Annotated in this window: 20 protein-coding genes and 3 pseudogenes; 8 read left to right on the plus strand and 15 right to left on the minus strand. The window is 60.4% G+C overall.

The window, feature by feature from the left end; genetic code table 11:
- Positions 1-116 precede the first annotated feature (116 nt).
- The 3 genes from WGT02_RS15770 (at position 117) to WGT02_RS15780 (ending at position 2,196) form a co-directional block, all read left to right on the plus strand.
- Positions 117-677 (plus strand): hypothetical protein, encoded by a 561-nt coding sequence (locus WGT02_RS15770; protein WP_208249989.1) that lies wholly within the window; start codon positions 117-119, stop codon positions 675-677.
- Positions 678-845: 168 nt separating this feature from the next.
- Positions 846-1,352, plus strand: a complete 507-nt coding sequence (locus tag WGT02_RS15775; protein WP_024313909.1) for an RNA polymerase sigma factor — start codon at positions 846-848, stop codon at positions 1,350-1,352.
- Between the two features lies 1 nt (position 1,353).
- Positions 1,354-2,196 (plus strand): anti-sigma factor, encoded by an 843-nt coding sequence (locus WGT02_RS15780; protein WP_024313910.1) that lies wholly within the window; start codon positions 1,354-1,356, stop codon positions 2,194-2,196.
- 110 nt (positions 2,197-2,306) lie between these two features.
- Here the strand turns inward: WGT02_RS15780 and leuA are convergent, their stop codons facing one another.
- Both leuA and WGT02_RS15790 read right to left on the minus strand, forming a co-directional pair.
- The gene (leuA, locus tag WGT02_RS15785) at positions 2,307-4,022 is read right to left on the minus strand and encodes a 2-isopropylmalate synthase (RefSeq protein WP_208249987.1); all 1,716 of its coding nucleotides are present in this window, start codon (positions 4,020-4,022) and stop codon (positions 2,307-2,309) included.
- Between the two features lie 332 nt (positions 4,023-4,354).
- Positions 4,355-5,539: a benzoate/H(+) symporter BenE family transporter gene (locus WGT02_RS15790; RefSeq protein ID WP_024313912.1), complete on the minus strand. Its 1,185-nt coding sequence runs from the start codon at positions 5,537-5,539 to the stop codon at positions 4,355-4,357.
- Between the two features lie 199 nt (positions 5,540-5,738).
- Here WGT02_RS15790 and WGT02_RS15795 point away from each other — a divergent pair, with 199 nt between their 5' ends.
- Positions 5,739-6,770 carry a MerR family transcriptional regulator gene (locus tag WGT02_RS15795; protein WP_024313913.1) on the plus strand — a complete coding sequence of 344 codons (1,032 nt, stop codon included), beginning with the start codon at positions 5,739-5,741 and terminating at the stop codon, positions 6,768-6,770.
- 21 nt (positions 6,771-6,791) lie between these two features.
- Here the strand turns inward: WGT02_RS15795 and WGT02_RS15800 are convergent, their stop codons facing one another.
- Entirely contained in the window at positions 6,792-7,523 is a 732-nt protein-coding gene (locus WGT02_RS15800; protein WP_208249985.1) for a bifunctional 2-polyprenyl-6-hydroxyphenol methylase/3-demethylubiquinol 3-O-methyltransferase UbiG, read from the minus strand.
- A gap of 88 nt (positions 7,524-7,611) precedes the next feature.
- Positions 7,612-8,199: an ATP-dependent Clp protease proteolytic subunit gene (locus WGT02_RS15805; RefSeq protein WP_024313914.1), complete on the minus strand. Its 588-nt coding sequence runs from the start codon at positions 8,197-8,199 to the stop codon at positions 7,612-7,614.
- A gap of 214 nt (positions 8,200-8,413) precedes the next feature.
- Here WGT02_RS15805 and WGT02_RS15810 point away from each other — a divergent pair.
- Together WGT02_RS15810 and WGT02_RS15815 are read left to right on the plus strand one after the other, a co-directional pair.
- Positions 8,414-9,222 (plus strand): annotated as a pseudogene (locus WGT02_RS15810) (DUF2076 domain-containing protein).
- A gap of 231 nt (positions 9,223-9,453) precedes the next feature.
- The gene (locus WGT02_RS15815) at positions 9,454-10,197 is read left to right on the plus strand and encodes a glycosyltransferase family 25 protein (RefSeq protein ID WP_339151134.1); all 744 of its coding nucleotides are present in this window, start codon (positions 9,454-9,456) and stop codon (positions 10,195-10,197) included.
- An 82-nt stretch (positions 10,198-10,279) separates the two neighbouring features.
- Here the strand turns inward: WGT02_RS15815 and queF are convergent, their stop codons facing one another.
- From queF to WGT02_RS15855, 8 genes and pseudogenes are all read right to left on the minus strand, one after another.
- The gene (gene queF, locus WGT02_RS15820) at positions 10,280-10,744 is read right to left on the minus strand and encodes a preQ(1) synthase (RefSeq protein WP_024313917.1); all 465 of its coding nucleotides are present in this window, start codon (positions 10,742-10,744) and stop codon (positions 10,280-10,282) included.
- On the minus strand, positions 10,745-11,659 hold the full coding sequence (emfA, locus tag WGT02_RS15825) for a cation diffusion facilitator family transporter (protein ID WP_208249983.1): 915 nt from the start codon (positions 11,657-11,659) through the stop codon (positions 10,745-10,747).
- A gap of 226 nt (positions 11,660-11,885) precedes the next feature.
- The gene (locus WGT02_RS15830) at positions 11,886-12,596 is read right to left on the minus strand and encodes a DUF2161 domain-containing phosphodiesterase (protein ID WP_024313919.1); all 711 of its coding nucleotides are present in this window, start codon (positions 12,594-12,596) and stop codon (positions 11,886-11,888) included.
- A 15-nt stretch (positions 12,597-12,611) separates the two neighbouring features.
- On the minus strand, positions 12,612-12,848 hold the full coding sequence (locus tag WGT02_RS15835) for a hypothetical protein (protein WP_024313920.1): 237 nt from the start codon (positions 12,846-12,848) through the stop codon (positions 12,612-12,614).
- A gap of 181 nt (positions 12,849-13,029) precedes the next feature.
- Positions 13,030-13,413, minus strand: a complete 384-nt coding sequence (locus WGT02_RS15840) for a DUF2459 domain-containing protein (protein WP_318246556.1) — start codon at positions 13,411-13,413, stop codon at positions 13,030-13,032.
- Positions 13,323-13,769, minus strand: a pseudogene (locus WGT02_RS15845) (DUF2459 domain-containing protein); the annotation flags it as partial. The pseudogene WGT02_RS15845 and the gene WGT02_RS15840, both read right to left, overlap by 91 nt.
- Positions 13,770-13,827: 58 nt before the next feature.
- Positions 13,828-16,017: an anthranilate synthase gene (locus tag WGT02_RS15850; RefSeq protein WP_208249982.1), complete on the minus strand. Its 2,190-nt coding sequence runs from the start codon at positions 16,015-16,017 to the stop codon at positions 13,828-13,830.
- A gap of 262 nt (positions 16,018-16,279) precedes the next feature.
- The gene (locus WGT02_RS15855) at positions 16,280-18,403 is read right to left on the minus strand and encodes a TonB-dependent receptor domain-containing protein (protein ID WP_024313923.1); all 2,124 of its coding nucleotides are present in this window, start codon (positions 18,401-18,403) and stop codon (positions 16,280-16,282) included.
- A gap of 265 nt (positions 18,404-18,668) precedes the next feature.
- On the opposite strand from WGT02_RS15855, the gene WGT02_RS15860 reads away from it, so the two are divergent.
- A complete protein-coding gene (locus WGT02_RS15860) occupies positions 18,669-19,520 on the plus strand; it encodes an extensin family protein (protein ID WP_208249980.1) in 852 nt (283 codons plus the stop codon).
- Positions 19,521-19,657: 137 nt separating this feature from the next.
- Here WGT02_RS15860 and WGT02_RS15865 read toward each other — a convergent pair whose 3' ends face one another.
- A complete protein-coding gene (locus WGT02_RS15865) occupies positions 19,658-19,915 on the minus strand; it encodes a hypothetical protein (RefSeq protein WP_024313925.1) in 258 nt (85 codons plus the stop codon).
- A 57-nt stretch (positions 19,916-19,972) separates the two neighbouring features.
- Positions 19,973-21,652, minus strand: a complete 1,680-nt coding sequence (locus WGT02_RS15870; RefSeq protein WP_024313926.1) for a formate--tetrahydrofolate ligase — start codon at positions 21,650-21,652, stop codon at positions 19,973-19,975.
- 508 nt (positions 21,653-22,160) lie between these two features.
- Here WGT02_RS15870 and WGT02_RS15875 point away from each other — a divergent pair.
- Positions 22,161-22,885, plus strand: a pseudogene (locus WGT02_RS15875) (LuxR C-terminal-related transcriptional regulator).
- A gap of 9 nt (positions 22,886-22,894) precedes the next feature.
- Here the strand turns inward: WGT02_RS15875 and WGT02_RS15880 are convergent.
- On the minus strand, positions 22,895-24,016 hold the full coding sequence (locus WGT02_RS15880) for a DUF2333 family protein (protein ID WP_208249978.1): 1,122 nt from the start codon (positions 24,014-24,016) through the stop codon (positions 22,895-22,897).
- Between the last annotated feature and the right edge of the window lie 44 nt (positions 24,017-24,060).

The raw sequence follows: 24,060 nt of genomic DNA on the forward strand, positions 1-24,060 counted from the left end.
CACTCGGAAACTCAAAATGACGATATCTTGAATTCGGAAGGCATCCGCGGCCTTGGCAATTGGCGATCGCCACGTACACTCGTTATCTCTGGACCCATCCATTCACGGAGCGTTGCATGCACGTGGCATCCTTTAGCCTTCGCGGCCTGGCTTTGGCCGGTTCCCTTGCCGTCGCCGTCTCTTCCGCAGCCTTTGCCATTGGCGACGAGAGCGACGAAACGAAGCCGCCGCCAAAGACCGAGACGACGACGAAATGCACCGACGGCAAGATCTGGGACGCAAAGCGCAAGGAGTGCGTGGTTGCGAAGAAGAGCTCGTTCAACGACGACGACCTCTACAAGGCAGCCCGCGAATTCGCCTATGCCGGCCAATACGACAACGCCCTGACCGTGCTTCTCCTTGCCAGGAACCAGAACGATGCGCGCATCCTGAACTACCTCGGCTACGCCAACCGCAAGGCGGGCAGAATGGAACTGGGGATGTCGTATTACCGCAAGGCGCTGCAGGCCGACGAGAACTATGTTCTGGCACGGTCATACATGGGACAAGCTTTGGTGGAACAGGGTGATGTGCAGGGAGCGCGCGTCCAGCTCGTCGAGATCCGGGATCGGGGCGGCGAGCAGACATGGGCCTACCGCTCGCTACTGAAAACATTAAACGGCTACCGCACGTATTGAGGTTTGCCGCACTGGTGCCAGCGAAGAAAAGCTTTGAGAACCCGTGGGATACGCCGCCGGATGCTTGCGAAGTATCAGGTACTTGTTTCATAAAGGACACAGAAGCGATATAAATCGATTTCCTGCTGGGCGTTCTGCCCGAACGCCCATGCACTACTTGGAAAGACCATGCGTCAACCCGTGACGACCATCGATATCAGACGCGATCTGGTGGGCCTTCTGCCCCGGCTGCGGCGTTTCGCGATGACCCTTGCAGGTGACGCAGCGAGCGCCGACGAGCTCGTGCAGGCGGCTTGTCAGCGCGCCATCGCCAAAAGCAACCAGTGGAACGGCGAAGGCCGTCTGGAAAGCTGGGTTTACACCCTCGCCCGCCAGCAATGGAGCGATGACCATCGTCGTCGCAAGGCTCATACCTCTACTAAGACCAATGTGACCGATATCCGTGAGGCGAGCCGCGACCGCGCCTCGCTCATCGATCCCGATGTCATCCACCGCATGGTTTCCGAGATGCCAGAAGGCACCTCAAGCGCGTTTCTGCTGGTCGTCGTCGAGGGGCGCAGCTATCAACAGACGGCCGACATTATGGGTGTTGCCGTCAACATCGTCGTCTCACAACTCGCGGCGGCGAAACTGCACTTCGCCAGCGTCGCGGACAATGATCCTCACAGGTACTGAATTGCTCGATTTCAAGAAACTGCCGCTCGATGCTCAGCTGACCGCCCTGCTGGACGGTGAGGCGACGCCAGAACAGAAGCAGGAGCTCGAGCAGCGCTTGGCAACCGACGAAGGCGCCAAGCGGCTCTACGACAAGCTGCGGCACGGTGCGGACTTCGGGAAGCACCGTTTCGACGATATTCTCAAGGAGCCCGTTCCCCTTGCGCTCGTTCGGTCGATCAAGAGCGTACAGCCGCCGAAGGCTCCGGTTGCTGCACGCCTTTCGCGGCCTTCGCTGAAGCTTGCGCCGACCGGTCCGCAGGCTCTTGCCGCGGCAATCATCCTGTTCGTTGCCGGGTGCGGCATCGGTTATTTCGCCGCCGGCAGCACCAGCACCGTGCAGTCGGCGCAGCCGACAACGATCGAAGCCGCCTCGGATTCCAGCGAGTGGTTGACAGACGTCATCGCCAACCAACGTCTGATCGCCCGCCAGCCGCGTCATATTTTCGAAGTGCCGTCGACACAGGCGGAGGAAATTTCCACCTGGCTGACCTCAACGGTCGGCGTTGCGTTCCGCGTGCCAGACCTGTCAGATCAGGGCTGGACCTTCCAGGGCGCACGGATCTTCATCGGCGCCGGCCGGCCGGTCGGTCAGCTCGTCTACACGAGCTCCGATGGCGACCTTGCTTCCATCTGCTTCCGCAAGGACAACTTGCCCTCCGAGGCCGACGATTTCAAGGAAACGATCAAGGACGAGATCGGTGTGGTCGCCTGGCACAATGCCGGTACGTCCTATGTGCTCGTCGGCCCATCGTCGGAAGCCTCGCTCGGCCAGCTCGCGATGCAGGTCGCCACGTCGATCTGAGACGGTTTAGGCAACCGGCCACACGTGGCGCTAGGTAGCGACCGGTGCGCCCTATTCTCAGCAAGTTCCCGGAAAGAGGCGCAGCGGAGGAGACCGCTGCGCAGATCTTGTCAGGCCTTTCCGGCCTTGACCTCGAGCACGCGGTTCGCCGCCGACACGATCGCTTCCAGCGACGCGCCGACGATGTTGGTGCTGATGCCAGCGCCGAAAAGCTTGCCGCCCGGATAGGAGGTCTCGACGTAGGAGATGGCGGCAGCATTAGAGCCGTGCTGCAACGAATGCTCCGAATAGTCCTCGACCGACATTTCGATGCCGAGATAGTGCGAGAGTGCATTGATGAAGCCGTCGACCGGGCCGTTGCCCCTGCCTTCGATGCGCTTCGTCTCACCATTGTCGGTAATCTCGGCAGCGACGATGCGCTGCCCCTTGTGCTCCGGATCGGCATAGGTGTGGTGGTCGACGAACTTGATGCGGCCCTTGGGCTGGGTCACGTAGCGCTCGATAAAGCGGTCATAAATCTTCCGTGACGGCAGCTCCTTGCCCTCTTCGTCGGTGATCCGCTGGATGTCCTCGCGGAATTCCACCTGCAGGTTGCGCGGCAGGTTGAGCCCGTAGTCCTGCTGCAGGATATAGGCGATGCCGCCCTTGCCGGACTGCGAGTTGATGCGGATGATCGCCTCGTAGGAACGGCCGACATCCTGCGGATCGATCGGCAGGTAGGGCACTTCCCAGACCGGGTGATTGGCGACCTTGATCGCCTTCATACCCTTGTTGATCGCATCCTGGTGGGAGCCGGAGAAGGCGGTATAGACCAGTTCGCCGACATAAGGGTGGCGCTCGCCGATCGGCATCTGGTTCGAATACTCGAACACTTCCTTCACGCGAACGATATTGGAGCAGTCGATCTGCGGGTCGACGCCCTGCGTGAACATGTTCAGCGCCATGGTGACGACATCGACGTTGCCGGTGCGCTCGCCATTGCCGAACAGCGTGCCCTCGACACGGTCTGCACCCGCCAGCAGTGCCAACTCGGCAGCGGCGATACCGGTGCCGCGGTCGTTGTGCGGATGCAACGAAATGATCAGGTTCTCGCGATTGTCGAGATTGCGGCACATCCACTCGATCTGGTCGGCATAGACGTTTGGAGTCGCCATTTCGACGGTGGACGGCAGGTTGATGATCAGCTTGTTGTCAGGCGTCGGCTTCATCACCTCGATGACGGCGTTGCAGATGTCTAAAGCCACGTCGAGTTCGGTGCCGGTGAAGCTCTCAGGCGAATATTCGAAACGATAGCCGCCGCCGGCCTTCGCCGCCATGTCGGAGATCATCTTCGCAGCATCGACTGCGATCTGCTTGATGCCCTGGACGTCCTTGGCGAACACGACACGACGCTGCAATTCGCTGGTCGAATTGTAGAAGTGAACGATCGGACGGTTCGCGCCTTCCAGCGCCTCAAAGGTGCGGGTGATCAGCTCCGGACGGCACTGCACCAGCACCTGCAGCGATACGTCGTCCGGCACGTTGCCCTGCTCCACGCACCAGCGCGCGAAGTCGAAATCGGTCTGCGACGCCGACGGGAAACCGATCTCGATTTCCTTGAAACCCATGTCGAGCAGCAGTTGAAACATCCGGGCCTTGCGGTCGTGGCCCATCGGGTCGACCAGCGCCTGGTTGCCGTCGCGCAAGTCAACCGAACACCAGATCGGCGCCTTGGTCAGCGTCTTGGACGGCCATGTGCGGTCCGGGATGTTCACCTGCGGATAAGGGCGGTACTTGATCGCCGCGTCGGGCATGCCTTTGGTCTGGGAGCCGGTGTTCGTGTCCATGTCTTTTCTTCCTCTTCCCGTCATCTGGCCAGCCGCGTCATAACGTATCGGGTCTGGCTTGGCGATGACGAATCCGGTGCGAATGCAATCCGGTTGATCAGCTTTCGGGATTGGTCACGAGGAGCGATGGCCTGGGCGGGCTTTCGGCCGCCGGCCGCTCCTCAATGGACCCGGCAACCGCGCGTAAGGCCGAGGAGAAGAAGCGAGGTAAGGGCGCGCGTATTGTCGCGGAGCGCGATGCGCCCGCGTGCAATCTGCTCAGAAATCATGATGCCCGTGCTCTTCATGGTCGCGCTTATAGCCGGGCTACAAAAAACTGGCAATCCCTCCGCCTATTTTTTCGCCGCTTGCACAAGACGTGACAATGCCAGCATCAGCCCTCCGCCGAGCAATCCCCAGAATGCCCCGGAGATACCGGCGAAGGAGACACCGGATGCGGTCACCAGAAACGTGATGGCTGCCGCCTCGCGCGATTCCGGCGCCTGGAAGGCGGCCATGGCCGAACCCGAGAAGGCGCCGACCAGCGCCAGCCCGGCCACGGCCTGGATCAGGATCGGCGGCGCGAGCGCCACGAAGGTCGTCACTGCGCCGGCAAGCAGCCCGAGAATGACATAGGAGATGCCTGAGACCAGGACCGCCCAGTAGCGCCGCGCCGGATCGGGATGCGCGTCCTGGCCAGCGCACATCGCCGCGGTAATCGCAGCAAGGTTCACCGCATGGCCTCCAAACGGCGCCGACAGTATCGAGAACAGGCCGGTCACGGAAAAGAGTGGCCCGGGCTTTGGCGCATAGCCATTCACCTTCAAGACCGCAATGCCGGGAATGTTCTGCGACGCCATAGTCACGATGAAGAGCGGCAGGGCGATGGAAATGAAAGCCGGCAGATTGAAGACAGGAGCCACGAACGCGACAGGGGGCCGCAGCGCCTGTTCGATCGAACCGAGCGCCCCTTGGGGAATGTCCACGCCGAAGGCTACCACCAGGACGAAAGCCGCTAGAGCCGCCGGCACCGCCCAGAGCCGCTTGAACGCGCCGACGACGATCCACGCCAGTACGATCGGCAAGCCAAGTAGCGGGTTGAAGCCGATCGCCCTGACCGGCGCAAAGCACAACCCGATCAGCACACCAGCGAGCATCGCATTGGCAAGAGGCGCGGGAATAGCCGCGACTGCCCGGCCGAGCGGCTTGAACAGGCCGGCAATAACGATCAGCAACGCGCAGATAAGAAACGCTCCGACCGCCGCATTGAACCCACCTTCGACCACACCGGTACTTGCAAGGAGCGCCCCACCCGGAGTGGACCATGCGATACTGATGGGCACACGCGTCACGGTGCTGAGCACGATCGCGCAAAGCCCCAGCGAGATCGACAGCGCCATAAGGCCCGACGCGGCCTGCGCATCCGTCGCGCCGACACTCTGCAGGCCATGCAGCACGACCGCGAAGGAGCTGGCAAATCCCACGAAAGTGGTGAGAACGCCCATGAACAGGGTTTGCACGGAGAAGTCTTTAAGCATGGCGGGACTCGAACTGAATGCAACTGCCGCATGGAGCATTAGACGTGGAAAGAACACAAGCCCGCGACGGCCAAGTTCCGTTCCCCTGCACCATCGAGCCGTCTTGCAAAAGAGACGCTCCCAATATTCGAAATACTGTTGACCTGTCCCCTGGGGCTGCCCCGATAAGCAGGGCGACAAACAAGCAGCGAGGTGAGTCGTGGATCATTCCGCACACTTTTTGAGCCCGTCCGAGGCGGCAGCGCGGCTAGGTATCTCCATCAAGGCGCTGCGGATCTATGAGCAACGCGGCCTCGTCGACCCCCTGCGCACATCTTCCGGCTGGCGCGCATACGGGCCGGATGAGATGGCCCGCGCTGGCGAGATTGTGGGATTTCGTGCACTCGGCCTCAGCCTCACACAGATTGCCCAGGTTCTGAAGGGTGATCGCGGCGGCCTCGAACACGGACTCGCCTTGCACCAGGCATCGCTCGAAAACGGTGTGCAACGGCTCATCGAAACGATCGGCCGCGTCGCGACGTTCCGCAGGGCCATCGCCGCGGGCCACGCCCCGTCCCCTGCCCAACTGGCCTCGATCATGCCAACGTCTCCGGTTCTTGCAGTCTTTGAACTGCCTTGGCCATGGGGCGGTGAACGTTTTGAACTGCGAGACGTCAAGGCTCTGAACTACATCATCGGTCCGCTTGGAAGCGGCAAGACGCGGCTCGCCCATGCCATTGCTGACGCGTTGCCGGATGCCCGCTTCCTGGGGCTCGATCGCGCCGCCGCGACGAGCGCCGATATCGATGCGCGATTGGATATCGATCCGGCATCGAAGGCGCGCTTCCTGCAAGCCCTCGACTGGCTTATCGATGAGGGCGCCACCGCCTCACTCGCCTTGATCGCGCTTCTCGCCGAGTTGGAGGGGCAGCACCAGGGAATGCTCATCATCGACATGATCGAGCAGGGATTGGATCAGGCCACGCAGGAAGCCTTGATTTCCTACCTACGCAATCGTCCCGCAACCGCGCGCACTCTTTTCATGCTGACGCGTTCGAAGATGATCCTGGATCTCAGCGCGGTGACACCGAATGAAGCAATCATCTTTTGTCCGGCCAACCATAACCCACCGATGACCGTGCATCCCTATCCGGGGGCGCCGGGTTATGAGGCGGTCGCAACCTGCCTGGCGTCGCCGGATGTCCGCGCACGCACGGAAGGCGTCATCGCCTGGCGGCCCGCGGTCGCTTGACAGTGGACCTTGCCTCCTGAGTTACGACGCGCGCCGGACGACGAAGATCATCTCCTCGGCGTTTCGCTCGTCGAAAGGCTGGCGGTCCCAATCGCCGTAAACGGCGTCGGCGCGCAGCCCGGACGCCTGCAGGTGCCGCTCGATATCGTTGCGCGACAGAAACAGCAGCTCGCTTTTTGAGACAAGCGTCTCTTCGGGGAAATGATAGCGGGTTTCGAAATGGGCCCGCCCTTCCCCGTAAGAGACCACGTCGCGCGTCTTGCGAACGACAAGCCCGTCGTGAATGACCTCGAACACACCGCCGTCCCAACGTGCTTTCCAGTCTATTGCGGGATTGCGAGTCTCAAAGACGATCCGGCCGCCATCCGCCAGATGCTCGCGCATGACGGCAAGGGTTGCGAGGATGGCGTTCTCATCGAGCAATACCTGAAAGGCATGGCCGGTCATGATGATCAGATCGAAGCGTTTTTCAGATCGAAAGTCCTGCGAGTAACACTCTACCCATTCGATGCCGCAGCCATTCGGTTTGCGTCTAGCGATTTCGAGCATCCGTGCTGAAGGATCGGCGCCGGTCACGTCATGGCCACCTGCCGCGTAGGCATCGCAGATCAGCCCGGTGCCGCAGCCAAGATCGAGAATTGACTTCGGCCCGCCGTCCGCCAGCGAGAGATAGAAATCGCGATCCTCCGACCAACCGCAGGCAAGATCATAAAGGGCTGCCAGACGCGGATGCTCATAGTGTAGATCGGGCATGTGGAAACCCCGCTCACCTCGGCTCGGGAAACAAAAAAACGCCCTCACCCGCCATCCAGCAAGCAAGGGCGCTTCTCATAGCACGAAATCAGATCTCGGACTGCGACGTTACAATGCGAGAAACGAGGCCGTAAGCCTTGGCTTCTTCCGCAGACAGCCAGTAGTCGCGGTCGGTATCGGCAGCGATCTTCTCGTAAGGCTGGCCGGTGGCCTCGGACATGATCTTGTTCAGACGCTCGTTCATCTTGATGATCTCGCGAGCCTGGATTTCAATGTCGGATGCCATGCCGCGCGTGCCGCCGGAGGGTTGGTGCAACAGGAAGCGCGTGTTCGGCAGGCAAATGCGCTGTTCCTTCGGCGCCGCGACAAAGATCAGCGCGCCGGCCGATGCGACCCAGCCCGTTCCGATCATCCAGACCTTCGGCTTGATGAACTTGATCATGTCATGGATCGAATCGCCGGATTCGACATGACCGCCAGGCGAGTTGACATAGATGCGAATGTCCTCGTCATTGGCCGCGGAAAGCGCCACAAGCTGCGTGCAGACCTTCTGCGCGAGTTCCTGCGTGATCGGCCCGTAGATGAAGATCGAACGCGACTTGAAAAGGTTCGCCTCCGTTTCCTTGCCGAGCGGCAGTTCCTTCGTCTTGTCGTCCTGTTCTTCTTCTTCGTACATTCGAACCTCTCTTACGTCGAATTCGGGTTCCCCGCACATAGTGCGACTCCATGCGTAAAACAATGCGGGAAAAAGACAAGCCACGGAACGGATGAAGATATGGTTAGGCAGCCCGGCGGCTTACCGAAATGTAACTTGGCGCGGCTTTGAAAAGTCGAAATCCGTTCCTACGTCATCCCTAGGCGCAAATCGCCAGCAACAGAGGAGACCGGCCATGTCACCTGAAGAACGCCAATTGTTGACCGCCCTTTTCGAGCGCGTCCGCACCGCATCGCAACGCCGCGTGACCATGACGCCGAAGCGCTGATCGATCAGGGAACGCGCGAGCAACTGTATGCCACCTATTATCTGGCGCAGGCTGTGATCGTGCAGGAAAAGGGCCTCGAAGCGGCGGCCAATCACATCAAGCAGTTGGAAGAGCGCATTCGTCTGCTCGAAGCCGACCAGAGCGAATATCACAAGGCTGAACAGGGCGGCGGCTTCTTGAGCTCGATCTTCGGCAGCAGCCAGAGCCCGCAGCAGCCGGCGTCCCCCCCGCCTTCCTCAGGCCCATGGGGAAGCGCCCCGCGCCAGCAGATCCAGCAGGATCGCGGCTTCGACACTGCCCCGCGCGCCATGCCACAGCAACCGACCGGGCCCTGGAGCCCGCAGGCGGCGGCGCCCTCCGCAGGCGGCAGCTTCCTGCAGGGAGCGCTCGGCACCGCGGCAGGCGTCGCAGGTGGCATGCTGCTTGCCAACTCGCTGAGCGGGATCTTCGGGAGCCACATGTCGTCGCTTGGCTGGGGTTCACCGCTTGCCGGCAACAATCCCTTCGGCAACGCGCCGACCGAAGAGACCGTCATCAACAACTACTTCAGCAACGACGGGGACAAGCAGCAGGCAGCTGACAACACCACAAGTAACGATAAAAGCGACGACAACGACGCTGCCGGTCTGCAACAGGCAGACTACGACACCAACGATGACGCCTCTGCCGACAACGATCAATCCGACGTCGGCAATGACGACAGCTTCAACGTCTGAGGCGGTCTGGTTGCCTTCGCTTGATGCCAGTCTGTCGGTCGCGGCGCACGACGATGCTCCCATCCGTTCTCGGACGTATATCAGCAACCGACAGATCAACCTTGACGAGAGAGGCGGAGTTCTCGATAAGGTCGGAAGCGTTATGACGGTGCAGCAGGCAAGAGCGTAGTGAATATCCTTATTATCAGTCGCAGGTCAGAGCACGAGAGAAGGCATTTTCAGTCTCAACAGATGGCGAGACTTGGATTGGAGTATCGTTTTCTTGATGCGTTTGAAGCAAGCGACCTATCGCCTGAAGACTGCCAGGGAGCCGCGAACAACTGGCCAAGTCCGACGCTTCGCCAGGACATAGCCTGCTTCACCTCGCATAGAATGGCATGGAACGCCGTCGTAGAGCGAAACGAAAAGACAATCATACTGGAAGACGATGCCGTCCTTTCGAGTGATATTGGCGACGTGATAACGACGATCCGCGACCGAGATGACGATTGGAATTGCGTCTACGATCTGGAGTTCGTCCCTCAGCCCCATATCGTGGCAAAGTCGCCGCTTTGGATAGATGATCGCACGGGCCACAAGGCCACGCGCGTCTTTCAAAATCGGCTCGGCCTGGCTGGCTATGTCATCGGCCCGCGAGCAGCCACCAGAATGCTTGAGGATACGAGGACGTATGCGCTGGTCGACGCGCATTTCTGGCATCGATCGTGGGTGACGGCCCTTCAGATCGAACCCGCTCCGGTCGTCCAGCTGCGTTTTATCGGCGACAGCACGGTCAGGGCGGCGCCCTTCCTTCGGACATCCGAAGACGATGCATTCAGGCCAAAGAGCAAGCTGCGCAAGCATTTCATGCGCTTGCGTCTCGAGCTCGTGAAGGCGCGCAATCTTATGCGAGCCGCCCATTTTCGAAGCGAGAAGCGCCAAATCCATATGGATCGCGCCAAGTTCACACTCGCGCCCGACCACGACAAGGTTTGAATTCCGGGACTCCCAGTCAAATCAACCCAGCCGCCGTCCGTTGGCGGCGGGATAACGGTGCTGTGTTGGTCAAACGAACGCCTCAGCCGCGACCGCGATAGGTCGCGACGCCCTGGTCGGGCAGCCACACGTTCTCCGGCGGCTTGCCGGTCTGCCAGAACACGTCGATCGGAATGCCACCGCGCGGATACCAGTAGGCGCCGATCCTGAGCCACTTCGGATCGAGCAGCTCGACCAGCCGCTTGGCGATATAGATCGAGCAATCCTCGTGGAAAGCGCCGTGGTTGCGGAAGGCATGCAGGAACAGCTTCAGCGACTTCGATTCCACCAGCCAGTCGTTCGGGATGTAGTCGATCACGATGTGGGCGAAATCGGGCTGCCCCGTCATCGGGCAAAGCGACGTGAACTCCGGCGCAGTGAAGCGGACGACATAGTCGGTGCCGGCGTGGCTCGACGGCACCCTCTCCAGCACCGCTTCCTCAGGTGATTTCGGAGATTCTGTCTGGCTGCCCAGCATGGACAGGTTGGACACGTCTGTGGTGGGCATTCAAGCCTCCTTGATGACTTTGACGCGGATGCCATGGGCTTTTTCACCCTCAGGCTCAACGTGAATGGCGATGCTGGAGCCCGGATGCGCTGCACGGATGGCATCTTCAAGGCGGTCGCAGATATCGTGCGCCTGCCTTACAGACAGGGCGGCCGGCACGACAAGGTGAAAATCGACGAAGGTGACAGTGCCGGCGCGGCGCGTCTTCAGGTCGTGCACGCCGATGGAGCCCGTGGCGTGCATGGCGATCGCCTGCATGATCGCCTCTTCCTCATCGGGTGTGACCGCCTGATCCATCAGGCCGCCGATCGAATGCCAGATCACCTTGAAGCCCTGGTAGAGAATGTTGATGGCGACCAGAATGGCGAGCACTGGGTCGAAGATCGCATAACCGGTGGCCAGCGCCAGCAGCAGGCCGGCGAGAACGCCGACGGAGGTGACGACGTCGGACATGATGTGCTGACCATCCGCCGTCAGCGCCGCCGATCGGTACTTGCGTCCGGTCTTGATCAGGAGTTGCGCCCAGACGGCATTGATCACGCCGGCGACAAAGTTGATCGCCAGGCCGAGGGCCGGCGCATCCAGCATCCGCGGATCGGAGAGATGCCCGATCGCCTCATTGACGATCAGCAGCGCCGCCACGACGATCAGTGCGCCCTCGGTCACCGCCGAAAAATATTCCGCCTTGTGATGGCCGAAGGGATGATCGTGGTCGGCCGGTTTCTGCGCATAGCGGATGACGAAGAAGGCGACGAAGGCGGCAACGACGTTCACCGTCGATTCCAGCCCGTCCGACAGCAACGCCACCGAGCCTGTCACCCACCATGCGACCATCTTCAAGCCCATGACGCCGAGCGACATCGGGATACCCCAGAGCGCCAGCCGCCGAACCGTAAGACTGCCCTTTTCGTTCATCTTCATCCCCTGCGCAGACATCGGTGCGGATGCGAATGAATTGCAGAAACCAGCCCATTCAAACGCAAAACCGCCCGCGCGAAAATCGCACAGGCGGCCCATGCGGCTCATATGTGTGATGATACCCATTTTGTCAAACAGGATCCGCAAGAAAGATCTCGACGGGTCGCCGTCGCAAACGGCGATCCTGACCGGTCGACGCGAATGCCGGGCGCGACCTCGGTCGCTAAGTACTCTCGGCCGGGCTTGAGGACGTCGATACTGCCGCACTTTCGGCTGTGAAACTGATTGATTGCGGCCAACGGAGGAGTGCCGCTTCGCCGGCTGGCGTCAGGGCATAGACACCCTTCTCCCGCCGTTCGAACCAGCCATACACATTGCCGAGCAGGATCTTCCCCGCATCCGGTGCCAGCGCCTTCATGTCGCGCGGCCGCACGAGCCCTTGATTGAGTACTGCGGCGCAGATGAGCGCCCGCTGGCGATAGGCCGTCATGATCGGCGCACGCGAGCCGCCGCCGACGGCCGGATCGCCGCGTCGGTGCTGATGTTCCTTGACGAGCCGCGACCGGCGCTTCGGATTGGTGCGCGGCATCGGCGAGACGGAACTGACGATGACGCTGACTTGTCCGGTATCGGAAACGCCGAGCATGCCGATCCCCAGCCGACGGCAAAGATCGCGATAGCGCTTGTCCGCCTCGCGGCCTCGTCCCTTGGCCGAAACGCGAGCCGCAATCCACACTTCATCACTCATCACAGCCCGATCGACCGCCTGTAGGACAAGCTCCAGATTGAAGCTGAGCTTCAGCTCACACACCACGACGACGGGCGGCTCACCCTCGCTCAAGCCGACGAGATCGCATCCGCCGATCTCGCCTTTGACGACATAGCCCGCAGCCTCCAGAAAGCTTTTCACCGGCAGGTAGAGCGAGGTTTCCATCATGGGTCGAGGTTATCAGGGGTTGATATCGGCGATGTCACCGTGCCGGACAATGAGCCGCGGCGACGACATATCGCCGGTCTCTTCATCGACCATCACGGCATAGGCCGCGACGCCGACGAAACGCGAGGCCATGGAGGTGGCAATCTTCTCCGCGCTGATGGCATTCGATGCCTGGCGCATCTCGCCCGGCACCAGATTGCCCCGGTTCTTACGGTACGGGAGCACGATAAATTTCTCAGCATTGGCCACGACGTTATTCCTCATTCATCGTTCCCGAAATGTTCTGATTTGTTGCAGGATGTCAATCAGAACCTGCCGGCTCTCGTCGCTGGTGTCCGAACTGCACACTGTCAAGCCGATGCGAGGCGAGGAGCGTGGGCGGCACAAAATCGTCCGCGCCGCCAAGGCGGCAGCCGCGCAAGATCGCAGTTCACGGCAGATTGTCGGAGACGGCTTCATGAGCAAATGCGGCCTGATCATTGTGGAGCCACAGGGAAGCTCTGAGCATCCATGGCAGCGCCGTCCACCACCCGGAAACGAGACCGGCCTGACGCAACGCCGTGGCAGTCCAGGTGTTGCACCCCAGGAAGGCATTGAAATAGCCCTCGGCTTCAAAGAAGGCATCGTTCTCGCCATAGGAAATGCGGCCAGCGGCATCGGCTTGTCGACCTGCTTCGCGAAACTGCCGAGAACCAACCCGAGCAGGCGCCGGTATCCCTCCGCGCCGACATCGACTGCCACGACGCTCGGGTGATCGAGCGGAATGTCGCCGGCCAGCGAAACATGCATCACGGAATTGTCGGGGCTGAAGCACTTGAAGACCGGCATCGCCTTCAGGTCTGCCCAGGTCGGCGTTTCCGAATAGAACGACCGGCCTGCCCATCCGAGGATGATGTAGCCAAGGTTCGGGTCGTCCAGATCAAGCGCGCCGTCACGAAGGAAGCCGAACCGCGCAAGAGTGTCGGCGTCAACCGGCACGGCGATGTCGCTGTGGATCGGATTGCTGAGGACGAGGATGCGATGACGGACATCTCCCGGGGTCGGATCGTCGCGCCAGATCGGCCTTGGCAATCCGATGCCGGCCGCAGTTGCCGCAGCGATCAGCGCGATGATTTCAGGATCTTCAGGAGCACGCGGCCATCCATAGCCCCGGCGGCATGGCCACCACATTGGCCATGCCGCCGATTATCTCCAAGGAGGCCGAGACGGCCTCGCCTGAAGCGTCGTCTCAGGCCGCCTTTGTCTTTGCCTTGCGCGACAGATGGGCGACGACGTTCTCGATCATCCGCATGCCGGCATCGCCGCCAAGCGTCATGATCGATTCCGGGTGGAACTGCACGGCCGCAATCGGTTCCTTGTCGTGCTCGATGCCCATGATCGTGCCGTCTTCGCTTTCCGCCGTGATGATAAAATCACGCGGCAAGGTCGAGGGATCGGCGAAGATCGAGTGATAGCGGCCGACCGTCACCTCCTTGCCGAGGCCGGAGAAGACGATGCCCGGTTCCAGCACACGGATGCGCGACGGCTTGCCGTGCATCGGCAGCGCTAGATGGCGGAGTTCGCCGCCATAGGCCTCGGCCAGCGCCTGCAGTCCGAGGCAGACGCCGAAGATCGGCAGGTTGCGCGCCCGCGCCTTCTTGATCGTCGCCTTGCAATCGAAATCCTTCGGATTGCCGGGACCCGGCGACAGCACGACCAGATCCGGATCCAGCCGGTCGAAGATCTCGTCCGGCACCGGCGTGCGAACCGTCGAAACGGTCGCGCCGGTCTGGCGGAAGTAGTTGGCCAGCGTATGTACGAAGCTGTCCTCGTGATCAACAAGCAGGATATTGACGCCCTTGCCGACGGCAGCGACGTCGCGGCTGACCTTGCCGGAGTTGCCGGCCCTGGCATCGCGGATGGCGGAAAGCATGGCGGAGGCCTTCAGTTCGGTTTCGGCTTCTTCTTCGTGCGGATCGGAATCGTTGAGCAAGGTCGCCCCTGCCCTGACCTCCGCGATCCCGTCCTTGATCCGAACCGTGCGCAGCGTCAGGCCAGTGTTCATGTCGCCGTTGAAGCCGACCATGCCGATCGCCCCGCCGTACCAGGCGCGCGGGCTCTTCTCATGGCTTTCAATGAAGCGCATCGCCCAGAGCTTCGGCGCGCCGGTTACCGTCACGGCCCAGGCGTGGCTGAGGAAGCCGTCAAAAGCGTCCATGTCGTCGCGCAGCCGGCCCTCGATGTGGTCGACGGTGTGGATCAAGCGCGAATACATCTCGATCTGGCGGCGGCCGATGACCTTCACCGAGCCGGGTTCGCAAACGCGGCTCTTGTCATTGCGGTCGACGTCCGAGCACATCGTCAGCTCGGATTCGTCCTTCTTGGAATTCAGAAGCTTCAGGATCTGCTCGCTATCGGCGATCGGGTCCTCGCCACGCTTGATCGTGCCCGAGATCGGGCAGGTCTCGATGCGTCGGCCGGACACACGCACGAACATTTCAGGCGAGGCGCCGACCAGATACTCCTGGTTTCCAAGATTGATGAAGAAGGAATAGGGCGACGGATTGATCGCCTTCAGGCGCTTGGAAATGTCGGACGGCTTGCTGTCGCAGCGCTCCATGAATTTCTGGCCGGGCACCACCTCGAAGAGATCACCTTTGCGGAAGCTTTCCTTGGCCTTCACCACCAACTCGGCATACTCGCCGGGGCGATGGTCGCTCTTCGGCGGAATGACGTTGGTGCGCTGGAACGGCTCGGCCGGAATGTCGCCCGCCTTGTCCTCGGTCGAAAGCCCGCTCTTTTCGAAATCGTAACGGTCGATCCAGGCCTTGGCAGAGTAGTTGTCGACGACGAGGATTTCATCCGGCAGATAGAGAACCATGTCGCGCTGGTCGGACGGGCGCGTCAGCTTCAGGTCGATTGCATCGAACTGGAAGGCAAGGTCGTAGCCGAAGGCGCCATAAAAGCCGAGGTTCGCATCCGCCTGCGAATGGAAGAGATCGGTGATAGCGCGCAGCACCGTGAAGATCGTCGGGATCTTCGAGCGTTCTTCCTCGGTAAAGGCGCGCTCCGGCGTCTTCACCGTCAAATCGAGGCGCCGCGCCGTGGAGGCGCCGAGCACCAGATCGGAGACCGTCTTCAAGCGCTCGGTAATGAAGGAGAGGATCACCTCACCGCGCTCGTTGTAGGCCTCGATCCAAACTTCACGGCCATGGCAAGAAATCCCGAGTGGCGGATCGACGACGGCAGTGTCCCAGCGGGTATAACGGCCCGGATATTCGTAGTTCGACGAAAACACGGCGCCGCGGCGCTCGTCGAGCTTGTCGATATAAGAGGAGACCGCATCGGCATAGGGGATCGCCCGCCGCTGCCGGGTGACGGTAATCCCGCCCCGCGTCTCGTAGATTTCCGCTCCGTCATCCCGAAGGATCGTTACCATTGTTCCACTCCGTTATCGGGGCCCGGATGACAGGCAGCCTTAAAAACAAAAAAGCCGCCTGGCGTTTTCCGGGCGGCTCACTCGTCGTCTTTGGACACGATTGGTCGAGGCCGCCTCAGCGAGCCCACCACCAAACTGCAATGTTCAAGGACGTGTTCATGGGCGAAATTGTTAGCGTGAGATCGGATCGAGCGCAAGAGCCGAATCCGGGAATGAAAAAGGGCGGCCCAATGGCCGCCCTCCACATCTTAATGCCACTGGTTCAGAATCTGGCCTTGGCTGTCACCATGAAGGTACGACCGCGACCGGTGTCGATCGCCGTGCTCTGGATCGTGCTGGAAGCCGGCGTGTAGGTCTTGTCGAAGACGTTCGTCACGCTCGCCGTCAATTCCAGACCATTTTCCCACTTGTAGTTGGCAAAAAGGTCGACAACGCCATAGCCACTCATGAATCGTGGGCGCCCGGCATTCGTTGCATTGATTTGCCCGATGTCAGCCTTTCCGGCAGCGTAGAGGCGCGTGCCGAGTGTCAGGCGTTGATCTTCAAGGAAGCGCCCACCGAGGGTACCGCTGAAGATGTTTTCCGGAAGATAGCTCTGCACACCGAAGCCGTTGACCTGCGACGGAAGATTGGTATCGGTATGGGTATAGGCAAGATCGCCGAAGACGAAGCCCGCGTCGTACGCCGCCTGGATTTCAATGCCGCGAACGTTTGACGTACCGGGGTTGTTGACGAAGAAGGTCTGCCTGCCGCCTCCGGCAAACGCACCGGTGATGTAGTTGTCGATGTTGTCGTTGAAGTAGTTGGCTTTGAAGCGGAAGCTGTCGCCTGCATCCAGAATGCCATCCAGCTTGATGTTGGCGCCGACTTCCCAGCCCTTGGAGGTTTCCGGCTCCAGGAAAGGATTCGGGAAAAAGGTCTGGCCGGTAGAACCGGGGTGTGAGCCGCCAGCGAAGGTTTCATTGAGGGTCGGCGCGCGCTGGGTCTCAGCATACGTCACATAAGGCTGGAACCACTCGGTCGGATTCAGCGCAAAGGTGACACTGGGGTCCAGGCGCCCGTCGGACTTATCGACGCTATAAGGACCGGCCGGCATGCCCAGCGGATTGCCTGCGACGACAGAACCCGAACCGTCAAGATTGAAATGATTGTAGCGCAGGCCAAGCGTCAGATCCGCCATGCCGTACGTCAACGTGGTCGTGTCGAAGACGCCGAGGATGCCGCTCTTGCCGCTACCGTTGACGCCACCCAAGGGCTGCGTCCGGCTGTTGATCACGTCGTAATCGTCGCGGAAATACTCGACACCATAGTTCGTGGAGACGGCGACGTCGCCAATGTCGAATTTGGAGGTGTTGGAAACGTCGAAGCCAATCCCGGTATCGGTAATCCGGCGACCGGCGGCCGCACCGCCGCCCGTGGCGTTCGTGTCATATTTCATCTCAAGGTGGTTGTAGTAAAAGTCCGTCTTGAAATCGATCAGCTCGTTGTCGCTGGGCGTATAGGCGTAGCTCGCGGCAAACGTCTTGTTCTTCACGTTCTGGAAATAGGAATTCGCGAAGAAGTCGTTGTCGTAGGTGATGCCGCCGAATTTGATCGTGTTTTCCGCATTCGGCGTAATCTCAGCCTTCAGCATGCCGGAAAGCAGATCCTGCTCGGTGAAAGGCACGGTAACGCCGTCGCCGTTCTCGTAGTTGCCCGGATCGCTCTTGCTGATACCGCCAAGGACGGCAAAGACATCATTGAACCGATAGGCGCCAATGGCCGATTCGGACCAACCAAGTTCGTTGGTTCCGACCGTCGCTGAGACGATACCACCGTAGTTCTTGTCGCCCTGGATCAGATCATCGATCTCGTAGGTTCGGAAATTGACTGTCCCGGCCAGTGCACCGCCGCCGATACCGGTGACTGCACCGCGGGTCACGTCGATGCCTGCCAGGAAGGCTGGATCCACATAGGTAAATCCTTGCGCCTCGTGGCCGGTGAAGCGGAAATTCTGGCGAACGCCATCGATCGACATGTTGACGCGGCCGGAGCCTTCGAAGCCGCGAATGTTCACGGCCACCCCCGGGTTCTGAGGATTGTTGGCCGTCGACGTTCCGGGAACACTGCGCAGCAGATCATCAGTGCCCTGACCGGACTGGAGGTTGATCTGGTCCGCGGTGACCGTGCTGAAAGGACCCGCCTTGTTGTAGGGATCGTTGGCCGCCTGCCGGCTGCCCTTCACGATGATTGGCGAGAGGAAGGTATCGCCCTCGTTCTTGGCCTTCTGCTCTTCGGCCGTCTGGGCAGTCGAAGGCGCGCTTTGCGCAAAAGCGATGGCGCAAGGCAAAACAATGGCGAGTGTTGTGCAGGCGAGTAGAACCGAGCGCGAGTGCCGGACGATCATGAAATCAACCCCTTGAGAAAAATATCCACCGGGCTGGCTGGTCGTGACGCGGTTGCGTTCTCGATGGGCTGGCTAGGCTTTCTGGCGACGTTTTTCGCCTTCTTTTTGCCGCATAAAAAACATGAGTTTAATTGTCAATATATCGGGAGCCAGTTATCTTGATTTAATAAATCATATTTTCATCGTAGCGATCAACGTTGCGATATTGCAACGAAAACCGCATCCGCACGTTCCCCTCCCGGGTCAACATACAACGGGTGGATGCGTGAAGAATATCATCGTGATTCTATCGGCACTGGGCTGCATCGGGCTTTTGACCGACGCACGTCTGCCGGACGAGGGCCCTTTTCCGGCGGTCCGTCCAGGTCAATCCAATACTGCAGCGCCCACCCCGCAACTTCCCCCGATACCTGAACCGAAACCGGAGCGAAGCGATGCTGACACGCCGCCCGCCAAACAGGGGCCTCCCGATTTTTCCAACCAGCCGGAAAAGCAGGGGCCGAAACTTCCCTCGCAGCAGACGCTGGAAGAGCAGCATCTGACGATCGCCGCAGAGAGCGATGCCGAGCATTCGGAATGTGAGAGGGAGCTTCAGGTCCTCGGCGTTGTCTTCAAGGATATCGCGCGCATCGACGATGGCAACGGCTGCGGAATCGACAAACCGATCAAGGTTTCCGAGGCTTTGCCGGGAATCAAATTGAAGCCCGAGGCGGTGTTTCGCTGTCCTGTCGCTCTCGCCTTGGCCCGCTGGATGAAGGAAAGCGTCATCCCGGCGGCAAGCGTCGCCGCAAAAAACCAGGGCCGCATCGTCGCCGTCAATCAGGCGTCCTCCTATATCTGCCGCCTGCGCAATGGCGCGGAAATCGGCAAGGTTTCCGAGCACGCGCGCGGCAATGCGGTCGACATTGCAAGCTTCAGCTTCGAAAAAGGCAAGGACGTCGCCGTTCAGCCGCGCCGGGAGGATCCAACGCTGATCGGCGCCTTCCAGCGGACGATCAGCGCCGCCGGCTGCCTCTACTTCACGACGGTGCTGGACCCTGAAAGTGACGCAGCCCACGAAACGCACTTCCACCTCGACGTGTTGGAGCGGAACGGAGGATATCGCTACTGTCATTAGCGCGCCGTGCGTTCGAATGGGCGCACAAAGGACGCTCTAACTCTTTGAGCCCCCGCATCGTGCTTTCCGAAAATCGATTCCGATTTTTTCGCCGATGCTGTAGCTGGCGTCGCCACCTTAAAGGCGGATGTACCGGTTCAATGACCTGCGCGCCGCGTGCAGACATAGGGTTTCTTGATGCAGGCGATCGTCGGCGTCGAACAAGCGGCTTTGCCATCGACCACGGCGCAGGTCGAACACTGATCGCTAAATTCCATGCAATCGGGATGACCCTTCATGAAATCGGCCATGCTTTCGGCAACCGCCTGCTCGTCGGCCATAGCGCTGTTGGCGAGCAGCAAAAGGACCGCGGCCGCTGCGAAAGCACAGCGTCGAGTATAGCCACAGAGCGACATCGTCGTTTCCAATCCAAGCCGGGCGAACCGCACTAACGCCTTGCGTTGCTGAAAGGTTCAGAACAACCCCTCGATATAGCCCTGATCATTGAGGTAGATCCGCTCCGCCGAGGGCGATCTCGGCAGGCCGGGCATGGTCATGATTTCGCCGGTGATTGCGACCACGAAGCCGGCCCCCGCCGAGAGGCGGACTTCGCGCACCGGCACGATATGTCCTTCTGGCGCGCCGCGCAGGTTCGGATCGGTCGAAAAGGAGTATTGTGTCTTGGCCATGCAGACCGGCAGGTGCCCGTATCCCTGCTCCTCCCAGGCCAGCAGCTGGTCTCTCACAGCCTTGTCCGCCGTCACCTCGCCCGCGTGATAGATCTTCGAGGCCACGATCTCGATCTTCTCGAACAGGGAGACATCGTCGGGATAGAGCGGCTCGAATCTCGACTGTCCCGATTCCGCAAGTTCGACCACCTTGTAGGCAAGCTCCTCGATGCCGGCAGAACCCTCGGCCCAGTGCCGGCACAGGATCGCCTCCGCCCCCAGGCGGGAGACATACTCCCTCACCGCTGCGACTTCCGCATCCGTATCCGAGACAAAATGATTGATGGCGACGACGACGGGAACGCCGAACTTGCGAACATTGGCGATATGGCGGCCGAGGTTGGAGCAGCCCTTCTTCAGCGCGGCGACATTCTCCGTTCCGAGATCGTCCTTCCTCACCCCGCCATTCATCTTGAGCGCGCGCACCGTCGCAACGATGACGGCGGCATCGGGCTTCAATCCGGCTTTGCGGCATTTGATATCGAAGAATTTCTCGGCACCGAGATCCGCACCGAAACCCGCTTCGGTCACGACGTAGTCGCCGAGCTTCAACGCCGTCTTGGTGGCGATCACCGAGTTGCAGCCATGCGCGATATTGGCAAAGGGGCCTCCATGCACGAAGGCCGGATTGTTTTCCAATGTCTGGACGAGGTTGGGCTGCATGGCATCCTTCAGGAGAACCGCCATCGCGCCGTCCGCCTTCAAGTCGCGGGCATAGACGGCCGTTTTGTCGCGGCGGTAGCCGACGATGATATTGCCGAGACGCTCCTCCAGATCGTTGAGATCCCTGGCGAGGCAGAGAATGGCCATCACCTCGGAAGCCACCGTGATGTCGAAGCCGTTCTGCCTGGGAAAGCCGTTGGCGACGCCGCCCAGCGAGGAGACCATCTCGCGCAGCGCACGGTCGTTCATGTCCATCACGCGCCGCCACGTGACGCGCCTGAGATCGATATCCTGTTCGTTGCCCCAATAGATGTGATTGTCGATCATCGCGGCAAGCAGGTTATGGGCGGAGGTGATGGCGTGGAAATCGCCGGTGAAATGCAGGTTGATGTCCTCCATCGGAATGACCTGCGCATAGCCGCCGCCCGCAGCGCCGCCCTTCACCCCGAAGCATGGTCCGAGCGAAGCCTCGCGGATGCAGACGATGGCCTTCTTGCCGATCCGGTTCAGCCCATCGCCGAGGCCGACGGTCGTCGTCGTCTTGCCCTCGCCTGCCGGTGTCGGATTGATTGCCGTGACGAGGATCAGCTTGCCATCGGGCTTCTCTGCCTGCGCGGCAATGAATTGGGCGCTGAGCTTGGCCTTGTCATGCCCGTATGGCGCCAGTTGCTCGGCCGGAATGCCGAGCTTTGCACCGATTTCGAAGATCGGCTTCTTATCCGCCGCGCGCGCGATCTCGATGTCGGATTTGTATGGTGCCATCCCCGTTTCCCCACTCTCGTCTGCGCGCGATCGGCGCCACATATGTTTCAACGGGATAGCGAAATATGCCGCGACTGTGAATAGTGCGCTGGTTGCCCAACGCTCGTCCAAGCCGCTATCAGTCAGACATCGAACCTATCCATTGCTAGGACAAGACATGAAATCACTCGAACTCATTGTCGAGCGCATCATCCTTTCGAGCTGACCAAAAAGCGAAGATAACGGACAAGATCTGATCCCGAAATGATTCGAAAGTCCTTGGCGCCTGGCGGGCGCCCCCGGAATTCCGGCCCGCACGGGCGCTCAGTCGCCTTCGCACAGATGGAATGGTCCATTCCGTCTCCTTGGGTTGCGTTTCCAGCGGGCATGAAAACAACCATAGGCCGATCGCTGTGGTTAAAGTAATACAATTGAAATTAATCACTGCGCGCCGCGCTGTTTGGCACTAGCAAATATATCAGTTTGCATATTCTATTGCGCTGATATGAAGGTAAGCAGGGACGCATTCATGTCTTACATGACGACCTCGGAACGGCAGCTGTCTCTCGTCACGGAGATTTCAGCGGCAACACCAGGGCCGAATTCGCACAAGCTCTCGTTGGGGCAGCACGCGCTTACGGTTTCCGGCATGTAACCTTGATGCATGCCCCCGCTCCCGAAAGCACTCTTCTCAAAACCCTTCTCATCGAAACCTCGCTTCCATCCGCATACTTCAACCAGTTTGACCGCGCCCGCATCATGCGCTTTCCGACGCTGCCCACGGGAATGGGCGACTCGGCCCTGCCGCGTTCCTGGAACCTTTCCGACAATGCCTGCGACAGTATTTTCCCGGATGAGTTGAGCAAGCTTCTGCGCGCCTTCGGCATACCGACGGGCGTCGCGGTGCCCGCCTATACACGCGACAGTGAGCGAATCCTGTTCTGGCTGGCGGGCGACCGCCAAGCGGTCGGGCAGACGGAGCTCAACGAACTCACCATGGTGACCCTCCATTTGCTCGACGCGTATCACCGCACGAAGCAATCGAAGCTCATGGAACACCCGCCCCTTTCTGCCCGCGAACGGGAGGTCGTCCGCTGGACGGCACAGGGAAAAACGTCGATCGAGATCGGCCAGATCCTTTCGCTATCCGATCACACCGTGAACGCCTATATGACAAGCGCCATCAAAAAGCTCGACTGCGTGAACCGGACGCAGCTTGTCGCCAAGGCGATCCGGATGAAACTGATCAACTGAACAAGGTGCTCAGCGATCGAGTACGGCGCGAATCTCGACGAGATTCGACCGGACGCGAAGAATGTAGAAGCCCATCGTCGCCAGATGGCTCGGCATGATCCAGCCGTCTTCCCGACCGTTGGAAATAATTGCCGGCTGGATCTGCAACGCCGCCTGGAACTGCCTCGTCGTTGCGCTAAAGATTGCGCCCAGATTGCGCTCCGCGACGACTTGGGAAAAGTCGGATTGTGCGGCCGCAAGGATCGCGTAGTAGGCATAAAGCTGACCGTAGGCGAACCAGAAGCGGTCGTCGGCGCGTGTATCGAACCAGCCGCGATGATGGTTCTGCGAGCGGTCGGCGAGCACATCAGAGGTGCTGCCGAGATCGTTGGCGATGCGGTCGACGAACTGGATCAGGTTGTCCGCGCGTCCATCGAAGATCGCGTTGCAGGCGGCTAGGTCGGCATTGAATTTGCGCAGGCTTTCGAGAGCGGAGCGATAATAGCTTGGTGTCGGCGTCTTCGGCCCGAACGGATCAAGTCCGAAATACCAGCTGTACTCGTCGAACTGCAAATTTCCGCGCGCCCTTTGCAGATCGTTGTTGATCCCCGACGTGCCCCGCACGCGGCCAAGCGTATCGACGAGTTCGACCGAGGTGCGACGGACCGCCTGGTTCACGCCACGCTGAAACGACGCCTTGTTGTCGAGGAACGGCGTGTGATCCCAGTCGATGCCGAAGAAGCCGAGACGATAGAGGAGCATGGAGGAGATCCACGCATTCTGATTGACGTTGAAGTCCGTCAGATCGGCGGCGACATCGACGATGGCCGAGCGCTGGCAGGTCTTCGTCGCCGACCCGTCTGTTGTCGGCAGTTCCTGACCGGCGGGAACCTTGCGCTCCGAAAGTCGATACTCGTTCACGAAAGAAGGGTTGAACCCGGACCAGACCTGCGTCTGCCAGATGAAATAGCAATAGAGAACAGCAAGCAGCCCGAGAAAGCCAAGGATCGGCAACCGGACCATCCATGTGCGCTGTACATACCAGCCACGGGCGGCGATAAATGGCCAGAAAGCCCAGGCGAAGAAGATCCGCGCAAAGCGTGCGATGGTCCGGCCGATCAGCCTGAAAAACCCGGCGATCCGGTCGAGCATCGTCTTCTCCTTGCCGTGATCGGCGAACGTTGTTTGCGCACTGA

Source organism: Rhizobium sp. T1470 (assembly GCF_042140505.1).
GTDB classification, from domain to species: domain Bacteria; phylum Pseudomonadota; class Alphaproteobacteria; order Rhizobiales; family Rhizobiaceae; genus Rhizobium; species Rhizobium favelukesii.